Genomic DNA, 16,359 nt, shown 5'->3' with positions numbered 1-16,359 from the left:
TTCATATCGAACGCCCTCCAGCGTGCGGGCCTTGGGCCCGGTAGAGCCAAGTGCATCGCAGTGATCCGGGTGGACGCACTCGTCAGTACCGCCAGGTCATGTTGGCCGACAGCGCTTGAATCCAGGCGTTGTCGAACTCGCCAGACACACGATTGCCCGACAGGGATTTGGTCTGGTCGACGGGCATGTCACCCATCCAGACCGTGACCCAGCTGAAGTTCAGGTCGGTCTCCTTGTTCAGCGAATACGTGAGGCCGGCGGCGAACCGCCAGGCGGCGCCCATGGGTACGGTCACCGTGCGATTGCCGTCGGAAACCGCCGAGGTGTCGTAGGCAATACCGAAGTCCCAGAGCAAATCAGGGTTCATCTGATACTGCGCGCCCAAGGCCAATTGGTAGGTGTCTTTGTAATGCGCATTGATGGTGGTCGCCTGCGACCCGCCAGCATTGGTGTCGACGTCGATGCCGATGTCGCCGAACTTGGACCAGTCCTGCCAATTCACCGAGGCCAGGAACGCCCATTGCGGATCCAGTTGCTGGTACAGGCTGAGGGTGGCGGTTTGCGGGACTTTCAGATCGAGCTTGAGATTGGTGCCGTCCAGTCGACTCACCAGCGGACCGCTGTTCTTGATATCCAGGCCATCCTCGAAGTTCAGGTCCACCTGGCTGGTGTAAGCCAAGCCGATACGCGTGCCTGCTTGCGGGGCATAGATCACGCCGACATTGGCGCCAAAGCCCCAATCGGTGTCCCTGTATTTGTACTGGCCGTCCGCGCGGTTCGTCAGGCCAAGGGGCGACTGATCGATGGCCGCCTCGGATTTGAGCATGCCGTACATGGCTTTAACGCCAAGCCCCACCGACCACTGATCGTTGAAGCGATACGCCACGCTGGGCACCAGTGACAAACCGGCGATGCTCGCGTTCTGCACGAAGTAGCGCCCGGACCAGTCGTTGTCGTAGTTTTCCGCCAGGCCAAAATCGCCATAGGAGCCGAAGCCGACTGACCACTGGTCATCGAGCTTATGGCTGATAAAAAAACTGCCTCCCGGTATGGGGTCGAGCATATTGCCGCTGCCGGTGCCTGGGGTATTGGTTTGTTCATCCCGATCGAACGACAGATGGCCAAAGAGGATCTGTGCACCGGCAGTGATCTGCGTTCCATTCAAATAGCTCAAGCCAGCGGGATTACTGGCGATGGTCGAAGGGCCTTGTGCCCTGGCGGCGGCCCCGGCATTGGCCAGCCCGATGTTGTCTGTGCCGAATTCATACAACATCAGGCCACCGGCTGTGCTGCGCTCGCTGGCTAAAAGAGAGAGCGCTCCAAGAACGGAAATACACAATGCACTTTTATTCGACGGCATGATGTCCCTCTCAATTAATGTTTATCACTATTGAACGGATAACAGCACAGGGCGAAATGAAGTATTGCTGATGATTGGGTATTGTCCATTTGCGGACGCTTAATTGTTCGGCGTGAAAAAGGTCTAACGAATAAAAACCGGTTTCGTCAGCCTAATGCTGTTCGCTTGAGAAAGTTTGGGGTTGGGTACATATCCGTTTCTGCGGTAATGGCTTGTATTGGTTCCGCCTTTACGGCGGGTCACTTGGAAGAGCGCCAAGTAACCAAGCGCCAGCGCCCCTGACGTACGGTGCCTCGCCTAGGCTCGGCATGCCCTCACTCCGGTCCTGCTCCGTGGGCCCGCCGCCATCGGCCATCCATGGCCGGGGGCGGCTAACCCGGCATCCATGCCGGGTTGCCCACTACGCAGAACCTGCGTTCGGCCTCCCGACGGGGCAGATCAAGATCAAAATCAAGATCAAAAGCTAAAGGCGAGCTAACGCTCGACCTGATGAGTGGTGAGGAGCAAAAGCTGCGCGCCGGCCTGCTCTGCTTTATGTGGGAGTGAGCCTGCTCGCGATGCTGGTGCTGGTGCTGGTGCTGTTGATCGTTCCCACGCTCCGCGTGGGAATGCCGCCGGGGACGCTCTGCGTTCCGCTGTCGACACCAGACTTGAGTCTTGCGCAAGGGTGACGCGGAGCGTCACGGGATGCATTCCCACGCGGAGCATGGGAACGATCAGGACGCGTCAGCGTTGAAGAATCAGGCCGGCCCGTAGGCCGCCTCGCTTTGCTTTTGCAGTGCACGCCGCCTCGAGAGGCCGAGTGGAGGTTCTGCGCAGTGGGCAACCCGGCATGGATGCCGGGTTAGCCGCCCCCGGCCATGGATGGCCGATGGCGGCGGGCCCACGGAGCAGGACCGGAGCGAGGGCATGCCGAGCCTTAGCGAGGCACCGAACGTCAGGGGCAAAAGCGCTTGGTTACTTGGCGCTTCTCCAAGTGACCCGCTGTAAAAGCGGAACCAATAGCCGCCGTTACCGCAGCAACGGATATGTCCCCAATCCCAACCCCAACCCCAACCCCATAACCATCTTAAGTAAACAGCATCAGCCAAATCATCCGGCCTTTCTGTGCACTCAGTCGCAGTATCAGAGCAACTTCAACAATGGCCTTCGAATGGACTCAACAACAGCGAGTCTGCCCATTGCCACCACCGTATCGAGCTTCCTGACGCTCCCGAAAGAACACCTCATAGCTCATCACCGGCTTGTCCGGATGTTTGGTTTGCATATGCTCGACGTAGGTATCGTAGTCCGGCATGCCAACCATCAACCGCGCAGCCTGACCAAGGTATTTACCAAGACGGCTCAGGTCATTGAACATTATCGCCCTCCTCCATCACACCTGCGAAATTGCCTGATACGGCGCTTCTTTATCCGTACGCTCTTTGCTGCCCCAAGCCGCGATACCGACCTTGAGTGCAAAGAACAGGATGCTGAAGACCACGAACAGGAACAGCGCCGTCAACGTGGCGTTGGTATAGGCGTTGTAAATCACATGCTGCATCTGATCGATGCTTTTGGCCGGGGCAAGGATCTGACCATTGGCCAGCGCATCACTGTATTTTTTCGCCAGTGACAGAAAGCCGATCGCCGGGTTGGCATCAAACAGCTTGATGAAGCCCGCAGTGACGGTACAGATCAGCAGCCACACAGCAGGCAGCATGGTCACCCACACATAGCGTTGGCGTTTCATTTTGATCAGCACAACGGTAGCCAACATCAGCGCGATACCGGCCAGCATCTGGTTCGAGATACCGAACAGTGGCCACAAGGTATTGATACCGCCCAATGGATCAATCACGCCCTGATAGAGCAAATAGCCCCACATCGCCACGCAACCAGCGGTGGCGATCAGGTTCGCGGGCCAGGAGTCGGTGCGTTTCAGCGACGGCACGAAGGAGCCGAGCAAGTCCTGCAGCATGAAGCGTCCGGCTCGGGTGCCGGCGTCCACGGCGGTCAGGATGAACAGCGCCTCGAACAGGATCGCGAAGTGGTACCAGAACGCCATAGTGTTTTCACCTGGCAGGACGTGGTGCAGGATCTGCGCGATACCGACCGCCAGGGTCGGCGCACCACCAGCACGGGCCAGGATGGTGGTTTCACCGATGTCTTTGGCCACCGCCTGCAACGCATCAGGGGTAATGGCAAAGCCCCAGCTGCTGACGGTTTGCGCCACCGAAACCACATCCGCGCCGACCAGTGCCGCCGGGCTGTTCATGGCGAAATACACACCTGGCTCGATCACCGAAGCGGCGACCATGGCCATGATGGCGACGAAGGATTCCATCAGCATGCCGCCGTAACCGATGTAACGGGCATGGCCTTCACTGGCGAGCAACTTCGGCGTGGTGCCGGAAGCGATCAGCGCGTGGAAACCCGAGACCGCGCCACAGGCAATGGTGATGAACAGGAACGGAAACAGACCGCCCTTCCACACCGGACCGGTGCCGTCGATGAACTGGGTCAGTGCCGGCATCTTAAGGTCGGGCATGGTGATCAGGATGCCGATCGCCAGCGCCACGATGGTGCCGATTTTAAGGAAGGTCGACAGGTAGTCGCGCGGGGCCAGAATCAGCCACACCGGCAAAACGGCAGCCACGAAACCGTAGCCAATCAGCATCCAGGTGATCTGGATGCCGGTGAAGGTGAAGGCTTTGGCCCAGACCGGATCAGCAGCGATTTGCCCGCCCAGCCAGATCGAACCCAGCAGCAACAGCACGCCGACCACGGAGATTTCGCCGATGCGACCCGGGCGGATATAGCGCATGTAAATGCCCATGAACATCGCAATCGGGATGGTCGCCATCACCGTGAACATGCCCCATGGACTGTCGGCCAAAGCCTTGACCACGATCAGTGCCAGCACCGCGAGGATGATGATCATGATCAGGAAGCAGCCAAACAGCGCGATGGTCCCGGGGATGCGGCCCATTTCTTCACGGACCATATCGCCCAGGGAGCGGCCGTTGCGGCGGGTGGACATGAACAGGACCATGAAGTCCTGAACGGCACCGGCCAGGACGACACCGGCAATCAGCCACAGCGTACCGGGCAAGTAACCCATCTGGGCGGCCAATACCGGGCCCACCAGCGGCCCCGCGCCAGCAATGGCGGCGAAGTGGTGACCGAAAAGCACGTGTTTATTGGTCGGCACGTAGTCCAGGCCATCGTTATTGATGACGGCGGGCGTGGCACGATTGGGGTCCAGTTGCATCACCTTGGTGGCGATGAACAGGCTGTAGTAGCGGTATGCGACGAGGTAAATAGCGACTGCTGCGACTACGATCCAGAGGGCGTTGATCGCTTCGCCGCGGCGCAGGGCCACGACACTCAGCGCAAACGCTCCCAGGACAGCCACGGCAAACCAGGCAAGGTGTTTAGCCAGACGGGGCATAGCGTGTCTCCTGCCGACAGCCAGTGACTGCGGCGGTAATTTTTATAATTGTGTCCGCGGTGCGGAGCTGGCCCAATATCTGCGCATGTCGTCTACAAATAAATCCGCGTTACTACGTACGCGCTGTCTACGTAGTTCTACGTAGACAGCCCGCTCCCACAGGGTTTTGTATTCCAATTGGCCTAACACTAAAGCCGCAGGTCATTCCGTCCTGCCGCGCTACAGGACGCGCGTATCTTTGGCATATGATGCCGGCCTTCGCCTACCCTCCGCCCGGTCAGGAGCCAAGATGCAGCTCAAACACAAAATCGTCGCGCTCGGGATTCTGCCGCTGGTCCTGGCGATCGCGGTGATCTGCGCGCTGGTGATTTCCCTGAACCGTCAACTTGGCGATCAACAGGCGCAACTGATCGAAGACAGCATTTTGGCGAGCAAGCGTGCCGAACTTAAAAACTACGTGGAAATGGCGCAAAGCCTGATCGCGCCGCTGTACGACGACGGCCACGGTGACGAACACGCCCAGCAACAAGTGCTGGAAGAACTGCGCAAACTGAGCTTCGGCATCAATGGTTACTTCTTCGTCTACGACCGCGAAGGGCGCAGCCTGATGCACGCGCGCCAGTCAGACCTGGTGGGCAAATACCTGTGGGACATGAAGGATCCGCACGGTTTGCCGGTGATCCAGGCGTTGCTCAACACTGCGCAGTCAGGCGAAGGCTTTCAGCGCTATGCCTGGAACAAACCCTCCTCCGGCCAGGTGACCGACAAGCTGGCCTACGTAGTGATGCTGGATCGCTGGGGCTGGATGCTCGGCACCGGCATCTACCTTGAGGACGTTGACCGCGCCACCCAGCAGGCGCGTGACGAAGTGGCCAAGGGCATCCGCAAAACCATGCTGGCGATTGCGGTTGTTGCCCTCGTCGCGGTGCTGTTTGTCTTCGCCAGCGGCATGACGCTGAACGTCAGTGAACATCGGTTGGCGGACAAAAAGCTTCAGCGCCTGACCCAGCGGATCGTCAGCCTGCAGGAGGAAGAGCGATCACGGGTGTCCCGCGAACTGCACGACGGCATCAGTCAGTTACTCGTCTCCATCAAGTTTCAGTTCGAACTGGCCAGCCTTCTGCTGGAGAATGGCCCGGCACAAGACAAAGGGTTGAGCACACTCAAAGAGGCCACGCAGCGCCTCGGGGATGCCATTGGCGAGGTTCGCAGCCTCTCTCACGATTTGCGTTCCTCGTTGCTCGATACCCTGGGCCTGCCGGCCGCCATCGGCCAACTTGCCACCGAGTTCGAGCAACGCAGCGGTCTGAAAGTGACCTACGACGATAACGAATTCGATTGTGATCTGGTCGATGGCGCGGCGGTCTCGCTGTTTCGGATCGTGCAAGAGGGCCTGACCAATATCGAACGCCACGCCCAGGCTAAACACGTTTCCATTACCCTGCACGGGTCACCGGAATCCGTACGGCTGACGGTGGTCGATGACGGCGTCGGCTTCAACGTGGCTCAGGTCGAGCGTCGCCACGCGGGCATTGGTTTGCGTAATATCCGTGAGCGCGTCGAACATTTTGGCGGGCGTTTCGACCTGGTATCGATACCTGGAAGAAGTGAGCTGGACGTGATTCTGCCAATGAACGTGCCCGGCTCAAAACGCTGACTCACCCCACTACAACAAGAGTGAATGACCGCAATGAACCTGCCCTGCCCGATCCGCGTCGCCCTGGTCGACGATCACGCCCTGGTCCGCGACGGGATCAAAGCCCTGCTCGCGGTCATGGCGCCGCTGGAGGTGGTGGGCGAAGCTGAAAGTGGCGCTGATGCCATCGAGATGGTCGGGCGTTGTCAACCGGACCTGTTGCTGGTCGACATCAGCCTGCGCGACATGAACGGGCTTGAGCTGACGCGCCTGTTACGCAGTCAGTACCCGTCGCTCAAAGTGCTGGTGCTGAGCATGTACGACAATTATGAATACGTGAGTGAATCCGTTCGTGCCGGCGCCAGTGGCTATGTGCTGAAGAACTCACCGTCGCGGGAAATCATTGCCGCGATCGAAGCCATTGCCAGCGGCGGCACGTTCTACAGCGCCGAAATCGCCCAGCGGCTGATTGCCGATAAAAGCACCGACAACGAGCTGACGCCGCGCGAAAGCCAGGTGCTGTACAAAATGGCCCAGGGCCTGAACAACAAGGAAATGGCCCGTGAACTGGACATCAGCGTGCGCACGGTGGAAACCCACCGCCTGAGCATCCGGCGCAAACTCAACATCGACAAACCCGCGGCGCTGGTCAAATACGCCATCGATCACGGGATCATTTCGCCGTAGAGCGCCCTGCAGATAAACAAACTTCAACATGATCTTGGAGGCTGCTTTTTTTCGTCATGCCGTTCAGTGATCGCCGAAGGTTCCCGGACGCTTGAAAGCTTGGCCGCCGATTGCCCGATTGGGCGGCTATGCTCCAGTGATCGTCCTTGGCTGGAACCTACGGAATGCCTCCACGTCAATCCCTGCTGATGAGGCCGGGCCACCTCATATTGCTGGGCTTACTGGGGCTAAGCGGCTGCGTTCGGCTGGGACCGGACTTCCAGCCCCCCGCAGAGGCGTGGATCAAACACTGGGACACCCCTGCCCTTGCCCACGCCAGCCAGCGCGCGCTGACGCCGGACTTGCGGCAATGGTGGAGCATCTTCAACGACCCGGTCCTGGACCGTCTGATCGCTGAGTCCGATGCCCATAACTCAGACCTGAAAATCGCCGGCCTGCGGGTGATTGAAGCGCGCGCCCAACTGGGCATTGCTCAAAGCACCTTGTACCCGCAGTTGCAACAAGTCAGCGCCGACAGTTTGTACGTCAACCGCCGACAATCGGGCGGCAACAATCCGCAGGACAGCCATTTCTGGCAAAACAGTGCCGGGTTCGACATTGGCTGGGAGCTGGATTTCTGGGGGCGCTTCAGCCGAGCGATCGAGTCATCGGATGCCAGCTACTTTGCCGCCCAAGCCAACTACGAAGACGTGCTCGTGTTGCTGCGCGCCCAGGTTGCGGACAGCTATTTTTCGTTGCGCACCTCCGAGGCGCGGCTGCGCGTCGCTCGGGAAAACGCGAAACAGCAACTGCGCAACGTCGACATCACCGAAAAACTGTTCAAAAGTGGCCAGAGTGCCGAGCTTGACCTGCAACAGGCCAAGACCCAATACCTGGGCACCCTCAGCACTTTGCCTACGCTCGAAGACCAGATCCAGCGAACCCGCAACGCCTTGTCCGTACTGATCGGGCAACCGCCAGGTGCCTTGCCGCAACTGTCGGAGAATCCAGGCTTGATCCCGCTGGTCGACCGCGCTGTCCTGCAGGATGTACCGGCCAATCTGCTGCTGCGTCGGCCCGACGTGAGAGCCGCCGAGCTGAACGTCGCCGCACAGTCGGCGCTGATCGGGGTGGCCGAAAGCGATTTCTATCCATCACTAACCTTGCTGGGCAGCATTGTCTGGTCGGCCGATACGCTCAAGGGCACGTCCAGGAGCCTGGACCTGATCGGCGGACCCAGTCTGACCTGGAACGTGTTCGATTACGGAAAGATCAGCAACAACGTGCGTGTTCAGGATGCGCGGTTGCAGCAGCTGATCGAGGCCTATCGCGACAAAGTACGTCAGGCCGCGCGCGAGGCCGACGATGCCGCCTATGGGGTGATCAAGTCGCTGGAGCGCGAGCAAATCCTCGCGCAAGCCGCAGTGACAGCCCAGCGTTCACTGGTGCTCGCCAGCATCCAATACCGCGAAGGTTATTCAGATTTCCAGCGGGTCCTGGACGCCCAACGCGCGCTGCTCGATCAGCAGGACAACTACCTGGTCGCTCGCAGTAATGCCGTGAGCAATCTGATTGCTCTCTACAGATCCCTGGGCGGCGGTTGGTACAGCGCCCAGCCAATCATTGACCCGGCCACCCGCCAGCAGATGGAACAACGCACCGACTGGGGCGACCTGTTGAACGAAGCCGCCTCCCCTCTGCCCGACAAGGTAAAACAACCATGAGCGAAGCCGCGCAGACCGTTCCCGAAACGCCCGCGCCCGACCCGGCGAAAAAAGGCATTAAATGGGTGTTGCTGCTGATTGTCTTGAGCCTGACTTGGTATTTGTTGGCCGACCGCTTCACGCCCTACACGCAACAGGCGCGGGTGGGAGCCTTCGTCATTCCGGTCGCCTCTGAAGTCGCCGGGCGGGTGATCCGCGTCAATGTGCGCAACAATCAGGACGTCAAGGCCGGTGACGTGCTCTTCGAGGTCGATCCGCAGACGTACCAGATTGCCGTCGACCGGGCTCGCGCAGACCTGGAGTCGACACGTCGACAGGTCGGCGCCAGCACCGCCGGCATAGCCTCGGCCCAAGCCAACTTGAGGGCTGCCCAGGCCAACGAACTCAAGGCCAGGCAAGACAATCAGCGTCTTGAAGGTTTGTATCGCGAAGACCCTGGCACCATCTCCGTACGCGTGCTTGAAGTGTCTCGCGCCAACCGTGAACAGGCCGTCAGCCAGGTCGCCGCCGCCCGTGCCGAAGTCCAGCGTGCGCGCGAGCAGGAAGGTGGCAGCGAGGAAACCAACGCTCTGTTGCGCAGCGCTGCCACGGCGCTGTCGAAAGCCGAACTGGATTTGTCCAACACGCAGATCCGTGCGCGCTCGGCGGGGCTGATCACCGACCTGCGTACCGACGCCGGGCAATTCGCCGCGGCCGGTAGCCCGGTCATGACCTTGATTGCCATCCACGATGTCTGGATCAGCGCGGACATGACCGAAAACAACCTGGGCCTGATCAAGCCCGAGACGCCGGTCGCCATTGTGCTGGACGCGCTACCGGGTGAAATTTTTGAAGGCCAGGTGCGCAGTATCGGCTATGGCATCAGCGTCGGGCAGCCAACCGCGCCAGGGACGTTGCCCAGCGTGCAAAACAGCCGCGACTGGTTGCGGCCGGCACAGCGCTTTCCGGTGATCATCCAGTTCTCCCCAGAGGCACTCGCCACGCTGCGCGACAACCGAGCCATCCGTGCCGGCGGGCAGGCGGAAGTCATGGCCTTCCCCTCCGAGGGCAATCCGTTGAATCCGCTTGGTCGATTGTTTGTGGGGTTCATGAGCTGGCTGAGCTATGCCTACTAAGCGCACACCGCGCGAACAACGCGCGCTGCGCCTGGCCACGGGCACGGCGCTGTGCCTGGCCGCTAGTTTCGGCCTGGCCTTGCCGATTCCCTTTTTAGCGCCGGTGTTGTGCCTGATCCTGCTGGCCTCGGTCAATCGCCCGCTGCCGTTCAAGGCGGCCGTGGTGCTCGCCTTGGTCGCGATGTTGACCACCAGTGTCGGCCTGCTATTGATTCCGGTACTGCGTTACTACCCCGTCACAGGGGTGCTGGTGATCGGTGTGTGTTTGTTCCTGGTCTTCCGTTTTGGCCTGCGCGGCGGCAATCAACTGATCGTGACCTTTCTGGTGATCGGCCTGACCATGATCTCCTCGGCAGGCGTTGCCGAATTCGACCTGGCGGCATTGGTTATCGGGGCCCTGGTCAAGGGCCTGCTGCTCGCGGTGTTGGTCGTGGCGATCAGTCATGGATTATTCCCGGACCCGCCCAATGCCCCTTCGCCGCCGCCCGCCGCAGCCCTGCCCGATGAAGAGGTCAGTCGGGTTGCGCTACGTGCCACGCTGATCGTGCTACCGGCGTTCCTCATGGCGCTGATCGACCCGGCAGGTTACTTGCCCATCATCCTCAAGGCCGTCAGCCTGGGCCAGCAAAGCTCCACGATAAACGCCCGCAACGCCGGCCGTGAACTCGTCGGTTCGACCCTGTCCGCGGGCCTGCTGGCGATCCTGTTCTGGAGTGCCCTGAGTCTGTTTGTGCACCTGTGGATGTTCTTTCTGTGGATGCTGCTGTTCGGCCTGGTGCTGGCGCGCAAACTGTATGCCCTGAGCCCGACGCGGTTTACCCCCGGGTTCTGGCTCAACACCCTGATCACGCTGATTATCCTGTTGGGCCAGTCGGTGCAGGACAGCATCGCCGGCAAGGACGTGTACACGGCGTTCGCCGTGCGCATGGGGTTGTTCCTGCTCGTGACACTGTATGCCTGCCTGATGGTTCATCTGCTCGAGGCGCGGCGGCAAAAAACTCAAGGATTGACCTGATAACCCCGTGCTTGCAGGCAATTGACATAGGCCGTCTTCGTTTCGTCCTGGTCGCCTTCATAAAATTCGTTGTGCTGACGCCCGTGTGTTTCAGACGCATCAGTGCCCGAGGGCGGCGGCGTTGGGCTCTCACTGAGTGCCACGTCATGGCAATCGTCGATATCGAGCTTGGTTTGTTGCGAGTCCTGTTCCTTCATCGGCACGACGGTTTCCGCCCAGGCCTGGGAACATGTAACGGCCAATACAGCGCACAGACTGACGAACCACACCTTATTCATATAGACCTCCAACGCAGTCCGTTACCCTGCAAGTACACCGGGTGGTTTGGCAGCTCAAGACAGATGACCGGCTTGATTGAGCAAAAAGGAGTGTAGATCACACACCGTTCGTTCCCCTTGCGCAATAGCCCCGAAGGCGCCTGCCCATGATTCTTTTCGATCGTTTTGGCGTGATGGCCTAACCTCATAGGTCAAGCGACCAATAACAGAGCCGGGCACTCCTATGCGCAAGGCATTGAAGTCAATGATTTTCGTCGTGCTCACGCTGCTTGGACCGAACGCCACTGTGCTGTCGGCTGCCGAACTGCTGCCGCCATCGGCTGTTTCAGGCCCTTCGTCCGTTGCAGTCTCCCAAAGTGATCTGCAAGCGCTGCAAGCCCGTCTCGACCGGATCAAGCAGCAGATTTCGCAGGCCAATAACCTCACGCAGATGGTCGGCCTGCAGGACTCCGTGCAGTTGTTCATAAAGGATGTGGACACCTTGCAGTCTTCCCTGCTGCCCGAACAGAAGCAACTGCAAGCCCAGCTTGATGTGCTGGGTCCAGTGTCACAGGGCGAAATCACGCCGGAAAAATCGGACATTGCGACACAAAGGGCCTATCTGTCCGAGCAAAAGATCAAAGTCGATTTCAATTTGAAAACCCTGGCGGCGCTGAGAGCCAACGCTGCCGACCTGATCATTCAAATTGCCGGCATTCGACGCAGCATTCTGGAAACCGAAGTCACGCTTCGCAGCGGCAGCATCCTGTCGCCGGGGTTCTGGGCACCGTTGTTCAATCCACTGCCGGAGGACCGCCAGCGCCTTGCTGAATTCATCCAGCAGGCCGGCAGTGCGCTCCAGGCCGCCTGGCAGCCCGGCAATCGACTGTCTGGCGTGACCCTTGTGTTGCTGGCGGCAGCCATTTGGTCCTGGGGTCGACGAATTGCCGAACGCGGGCTGACCTGGATATGCATTCATCGAATGCCCGAAGGTCGTTTGCGCCGAAGCTCGCTTGCCCTGGCCTCCGTCGTGGCGACGGTATTGACCACCGCCTGCGCGATGCAACTGCTGTTTTATGCGCTTACGCGAGACATGCCGTTGTCGCCCATGATTCAGAACTTCGCCGATGAATTCGAAAAAGTCATCTATGTCTGCATCCTGATCACCGGTTTGAGCCGGGCGCTGCTGTCGACCCGGCATCCGTCCTGGCGCCTGCCCGCCATCGCCGACCCGGTTGCGCTGGCGATCCAGCCTTACCCCAGATTGTTGTCCGTCACACTGCTGATTCTGGTGGGCCTGGCGCAAATCACCAATGTCACCGGCATGAGCGCACCGGCCATCCTCTTTGGTCGGGGAGTGGTTTCGCTCCTGGTCACAGTGATTATCGGTGCCTTGTTCCGCCGTGCCAGCCAAGTCCGAAGAGCCGTAGTGGACAGCGGTGAGGCGCCCGAATCGAGCACCACCCTGGCCGGACTGATTTACTCGTTCGCCGCCGTCGTGATCGTGGTGGCGCTGCTTGCGCTGTTGATCGGCTATGTCTCCCTGGCACGGTTCATCACTTATCAACTGGTCTGGGGTTTCATCATCCTGTGCGGGTTCTACTTGCTGACGCAGGTGTTCAGAGACACCTGCGAGTACCTGTTTTCACCCAAGAGCCCCAGCGGCAAAGCGTTCAAGCAATTGCTCGGAATCGGCGATGTACGCCTTGAGCAAGTCTCGGTCATTTTGTCCGGCGCGGGGCGTGCCACGTTAATTCTATTGGCGGTCATTTCACTGTTTGTGGGCGGGGTCGGGACCACACTGGGGCAACTGTTCACCCAAACGTTCGCCATCCTCGGCGGCGACGGTTTGCGCAAACTGAATATCATCCCCGACCACCTGTTGAAAGCCGTGCTGGCCCTGTTGATCGGTATCTACCTGATTCGCTCACTGTGCCGATGGCTGGATAACGAGTTCCTGCCCAAGACCGACATGGACCCCGGCATGTGTGCCTCACTGAGCACACTGTTTGCCAACATCGGCTACGCCTTGGTGATTCTGTTGACCCTGTCATCGCTGGGCATCAAATGGACCAACCTGGCGTGGATCGTTAGCGCACTGTCCGTGGGCATCGGTTTCGGCTTGCAGGAAATCGTCAAGAATTTCGTTTCCGGCCTGATTCTCCTGACCGAGCGGCCGGTCAAGGTGGGCGACCTGATCAGCATCAGCGGCGTCGAAGGCGACATCCGGCGCATCAACGTCAGGGCTACCGAAATACAACTCAGTGACCGCTCGATCGTCATCGTCCCCAACTCGCAACTGATCTCGCAGAACCTGCGCAACGTCACCCTCGGCGGCAGTGCCCAAGGGGTCGCGACACTCGAACTGGTGTTCCCGCTGGACATTGATCCTGAACAAGTGAAAGACCTGCTGTACGACACCTATCAGGAACACGAAACCATCCTTGAGAAACCGGCGCCGTTTGTGCGTTTCAGCAAACTGTCTCCCGACGGCATCACGTTGACGGTCACCGGTTACGTCAGCAGCCCGAGAATCGTCGGCACGACCAAAAGCGATCTGTTGTTTGAAATCCTCAAGCGCTTGGGGGCGGCGGGTATTGAGCTGGCGAAACCGGCGCCCGTGACCTGACTGGACGCCAACCAGAGCCGACCTTAAACCAGGGTTCTTTTTGGCACTGCGCGTTTCAGCGTTTCGCTCGGCAGTTCCTTGAACAGCGCCCGGTAACTGCTGGAAAACCGTCCCAAATGCCAGAACGACCAGTTCATCGCCACTTCGGCGACGGTGGTCTCATTCGGTGTTCGGGCCAGCAGTTCGCGGTGTGCGCTGTTGAGCCGACGCAGGCGCAGCCAATGGGTCGGGGTCATGGCGGTGAAGGCTTTGAACGCATGCTGCAATTGACGCAGGGAAACCCCGGCAACCTGGGACAGCTCCAGCAGATTGAGGGTTTCTTCCGGTGAATCAGCCGCCCACTCACCGATGCGTTTCATGATCGTGCGCTCTTCGGTGCGCCGCTGCAGTCCACCGCGGTCCAGGCACACACAGGCGTTATCGAGGATGTAGAGGCAATCCTCCAGCAACTGCTGGGTCAGCGCTTCCTTGCTCGGTGGATCGAGCGTCTCTGCCAGCCGGGTCAAGGTGCCGCTCAACCAGCGGCTGAACAAGGCGTTCTGCCCGCAGTTGAGCGGCGACATGAACAAGCCTTCCAGCCGCGCGACGTTCAAGCCGTGGCGCTGGACGAACTCGGGGCCGAACACCACGGCGACTTCCTGGTAGTTCTCCGGGGTGATCCAGATGTTGCGGCTTTCGCCATTCAACACGTACAGCGCGTTGTCGCTGCGATCAAAACAAAACGCCAGAGAACCCTGCGGCGCACTGAAATTCTGCTCGACCCGGGTGTTCATCTGTTCTTCGTAAATCTCCACGCCTTGCAGGTCCAGGTAGCGCACACGCCCGGCGAAATGCCCCGGTGACATCTGCTGATAATGCTGCACCCAACCCGGTGTGGCGCGGATTTGCGCGGCGACATCATCGGTGTTGAACGCTTGAACCTGTAACGGACTGGACGCTGACATGGGATGACCTTACGCACTCGTTTGGTGCGTTTTGGTGCTGCTTAAAGTGGATAGATGGAACGACAAGGCTCGCCCAAGATAGTCGTCAACGCGTCACAGGGGAAGTGTGTGGTGGATGAAACCACCCTCCCCGACGTTAATAAAACCAATAACGAGGTCTTTATGAATGTCCCCTTCGATCAGCTGTTCACGTGGCTGAAAGATCACAAGATTACCGAAGTCGAGTGTGTGGTCAGTGACTTGACCGGCATTGCACGCGGCAAAATCGCACCCACCAACAAGTTCCTGCATGAGCGAGGCATGCGCCTGCCGGAAAGTGTGTTGTTGCAAACGGTAACCGGGGACTTTGTCGACGACGACATTTACTACGACCTGCTGGACCCGGCCGACATCGACATGGTCTGCAAGCCGGACGCCGACGCGGTGTACGTGATTCCGTGGGCCATCGAACCAACGGCGATCGTGATCCACGACACCTTCGACAAGTTCGGCAACCCGATCGAACTGTCGCCACGCAACGTGTTGAAGAAAGTGTTGCAGCTGTACACCGACAAAGGCTGGCGGCCGATTGTCGCGCCGGAAATGGAGTTCTACCTGACCCAGCGCTGCGAAGACCCGGACTTGCCGCTCAAGGCGCCGATGGGCCGTTCGGGGCGAGCTGAAAGTGGTCGCCAGTCGTTTTCCATTGATGCCGCCAACGAATTCGACCCGCTGTTCGAAGACGTCTACGACTGGTGCGAACTGCAAGGCCTGGATCTTGACACGCTGATCCACGAAGACGGCCCGGCGCAGATGGAAATCAACTTCCGTCATGGCAACGCGCTGGACCTGGCCGACCAGATCACCGTGTTCAAGCGGACCATGCGTGAGGCGGCGCTCAAACACAACGTCGCGGCGACGTTCATGGCCAAACCGATTGGCGATGAGCCCGGCAGCGCCATGCATATTCACCAGAGCGTGGTCGACATCGCCACGGGCCAGCCGATCTTCGTCGATGCCGACGGCAACATGAGCGAACTGTTCCTGCACCACATCGGCGGCCTGCAAAAATACATCCCCAAAGTGCTGCCGATGTTTGCGCCGAACGTGAACTCGTTCCGCCGCTTCCTGCCGGACACTTCGGCGCCGGTGAACGTCGAATGGGGCGAAGAGAACCGCACCGTCGGCCTGCGTGTGCCGACTTCAAGCCCCGAAGCCATGCGTGTCGAGAACCGATTGCCGGGCGCGGACGCCAACCCTTATCTGGCGATTGCCGCCAGCCTGTTGTGCGGCTACATCGGCATGGTCGAAGGCGTCGAACCGAGCGCGGCGGTGCAGGGTCGAGCCTACGAACGGCGCAACCTGCGCTTGCCGATCACCATCGAAGACGCGCTGACGCAGATGGAAGAAAGCGAAACCATCGAGCGTTACCTGGGCAGCAAATTCGTCAGGGGTTACGTCGCGGTCAAGCGTGCCGAGCATGAGAACTTCAAGCGCGTGATCAGCTCCTGGGAGCGTGAGTTCCTGCTGTTCAGCGTCTAACCCCACCATGATCGTTCCAACGCTCTGCGTGGGAATGCAGCCCGGGACGCTCTGCGTCC

General features: G+C 59.6%; 12 protein-coding genes. 7 read left to right on the top strand and 5 right to left on the bottom strand.

The window, feature by feature from the left end:
- Window positions 1-82: 82 nt before the first annotated feature.
- The 3 genes from BLQ41_RS20590 to BLQ41_RS20580 form a co-directional block, all read right to left on the bottom strand.
- On the bottom strand, window positions 83-1,360 hold the full coding sequence (locus tag BLQ41_RS20590) for an OmpP1/FadL family transporter (RefSeq protein WP_090183698.1): 1,278 nt from the start codon (window positions 1,358-1,360) through the stop codon (window positions 83-85).
- A 1,159-nt stretch (window positions 1,361-2,519) separates the two neighbouring features.
- Window positions 2,520-2,720, bottom strand: a complete 201-nt coding sequence (locus BLQ41_RS20585) for a YbdD/YjiX family protein (protein WP_038983272.1) — start codon at window positions 2,718-2,720, stop codon at window positions 2,520-2,522.
- Between the two features lie 15 nt (window positions 2,721-2,735).
- Window positions 2,736-4,793, bottom strand: a complete 2,058-nt coding sequence (locus tag BLQ41_RS20580) for a carbon starvation CstA family protein (RefSeq protein WP_090183696.1) — start codon at window positions 4,791-4,793, stop codon at window positions 2,736-2,738.
- A 289-nt stretch (window positions 4,794-5,082) separates the two neighbouring features.
- Here BLQ41_RS20580 and BLQ41_RS20575 point away from each other — a divergent pair, with 289 nt between their 5' ends.
- From BLQ41_RS20575 to BLQ41_RS20555, 5 genes are all read left to right on the top strand, one after another.
- Entirely contained in the window at window positions 5,083-6,450 is a 1,368-nt protein-coding gene (locus tag BLQ41_RS20575) for a cache domain-containing protein (RefSeq protein WP_090183695.1), read from the top strand.
- 33 nt (window positions 6,451-6,483) lie between these two features.
- A complete protein-coding gene (locus BLQ41_RS20570; protein ID WP_090183693.1) occupies window positions 6,484-7,116 on the top strand; it encodes a response regulator in 633 nt (210 codons plus the stop codon).
- Between the two features lie 164 nt (window positions 7,117-7,280).
- Window positions 7,281-8,819, top strand: a complete 1,539-nt coding sequence (locus tag BLQ41_RS20565) for a TolC family protein (protein ID WP_090183691.1) — start codon at window positions 7,281-7,283, stop codon at window positions 8,817-8,819.
- A complete protein-coding gene (locus tag BLQ41_RS20560; protein WP_090183689.1) occupies window positions 8,816-9,934 on the top strand; it encodes an HlyD family secretion protein in 1,119 nt (372 codons plus the stop codon). Before BLQ41_RS20565 ends, BLQ41_RS20560 begins: the two co-directional genes overlap by 4 nt.
- Window positions 9,924-10,949, top strand: a complete 1,026-nt coding sequence (locus tag BLQ41_RS20555; protein WP_090183687.1) for a DUF2955 domain-containing protein — start codon at window positions 9,924-9,926, stop codon at window positions 10,947-10,949. The genes BLQ41_RS20560 and BLQ41_RS20555 overlap by 11 nt, the downstream gene beginning before the upstream one ends.
- Here BLQ41_RS20555 and BLQ41_RS20550 read toward each other — a convergent pair.
- Window positions 10,934-11,227, bottom strand: coding sequence for a hypothetical protein (locus BLQ41_RS20550; RefSeq protein ID WP_167360498.1), 294 nt, complete (start codon window positions 11,225-11,227; stop codon window positions 10,934-10,936). The two genes, BLQ41_RS20555 and BLQ41_RS20550, sit on opposite strands and share 16 nt — an antisense overlap.
- 223 nt (window positions 11,228-11,450) lie before the next feature.
- Here BLQ41_RS20550 and BLQ41_RS20545 point away from each other — a divergent pair, with 223 nt between their 5' ends.
- Window positions 11,451-13,835, top strand: coding sequence for a DUF3772 domain-containing protein (locus BLQ41_RS20545; protein WP_090183686.1), 2,385 nt, complete (start codon window positions 11,451-11,453; stop codon window positions 13,833-13,835).
- A 23-nt stretch (window positions 13,836-13,858) separates the two neighbouring features.
- Here the strand turns inward: BLQ41_RS20545 and BLQ41_RS20540 are convergent, their stop codons facing one another.
- On the bottom strand, window positions 13,859-14,779 hold the full coding sequence (locus tag BLQ41_RS20540; RefSeq protein ID WP_090183684.1) for a helix-turn-helix domain-containing protein: 921 nt from the start codon (window positions 14,777-14,779) through the stop codon (window positions 13,859-13,861).
- Between the two features lie 162 nt (window positions 14,780-14,941).
- Between BLQ41_RS20540 and BLQ41_RS20535 the strand changes: the two genes are divergently transcribed.
- A complete protein-coding gene (locus tag BLQ41_RS20535) occupies window positions 14,942-16,300 on the top strand; it encodes a glutamine synthetase family protein (protein ID WP_090183682.1) in 1,359 nt (452 codons plus the stop codon).
- The last annotated feature ends 59 nt before the right edge of the window (window positions 16,301-16,359 follow it).

Origin of the sequence: Pseudomonas arsenicoxydans (assembly GCF_900103875.1) — a bacterium.
Taxonomy (GTDB): domain Bacteria; phylum Pseudomonadota; class Gammaproteobacteria; order Pseudomonadales; family Pseudomonadaceae; genus Aquipseudomonas; species Aquipseudomonas arsenicoxydans.
Note: the sequence above shows the minus strand (reverse complement) of the source record. Positions and strands in the feature narration are given on the sequence as shown.

Bases quoted from the DNA above. Each gene is read 5' to 3' on its own strand.
- BLQ41_RS20540 (WP_090183684.1), bottom strand. From the start codon at position 14,779: ATGTCAGCGTCCAGTCCGTTACAGGTTCAAGCGTTCAACACCGATGAT.
- BLQ41_RS20585 (WP_038983272.1), bottom strand. From the start codon at position 2,720: ATGTTCAATGACCTGAGCCGTCTTGGTAAATACCTTGGTCAGGCTGCG.
- BLQ41_RS20555 (WP_090183687.1), top strand. From the start codon at position 9,924: ATGCCTACTAAGCGCACACCGCGCGAACAACGCGCGCTGCGCCTGGCC.
- BLQ41_RS20545 (WP_090183686.1), top strand. From the start codon at position 11,451: ATGCGCAAGGCATTGAAGTCAATGATTTTCGTCGTGCTCACGCTGCTT.
- BLQ41_RS20560 (WP_090183689.1), top strand. From the start codon at position 8,816: ATGAGCGAAGCCGCGCAGACCGTTCCCGAAACGCCCGCGCCCGACCCG.
- BLQ41_RS20535 (WP_090183682.1), top strand. From the start codon at position 14,942: ATGAATGTCCCCTTCGATCAGCTGTTCACGTGGCTGAAAGATCACAAG.
- BLQ41_RS20570 (WP_090183693.1), top strand. From the start codon at position 6,484: ATGAACCTGCCCTGCCCGATCCGCGTCGCCCTGGTCGACGATCACGCC.
- BLQ41_RS20590 (WP_090183698.1), bottom strand. From the start codon at position 1,360: ATGCCGTCGAATAAAAGTGCATTGTGTATTTCCGTTCTTGGAGCGCTC.
- BLQ41_RS20575 (WP_090183695.1), top strand. From the start codon at position 5,083: ATGCAGCTCAAACACAAAATCGTCGCGCTCGGGATTCTGCCGCTGGTC.
- BLQ41_RS20565 (WP_090183691.1), top strand. From the start codon at position 7,281: ATGCCTCCACGTCAATCCCTGCTGATGAGGCCGGGCCACCTCATATTG.
- BLQ41_RS20580 (WP_090183696.1), bottom strand. From the start codon at position 4,793: ATGCCCCGTCTGGCTAAACACCTTGCCTGGTTTGCCGTGGCTGTCCTG.
- BLQ41_RS20550 (WP_167360498.1), bottom strand. From the start codon at position 11,227: ATGAATAAGGTGTGGTTCGTCAGTCTGTGCGCTGTATTGGCCGTTACA.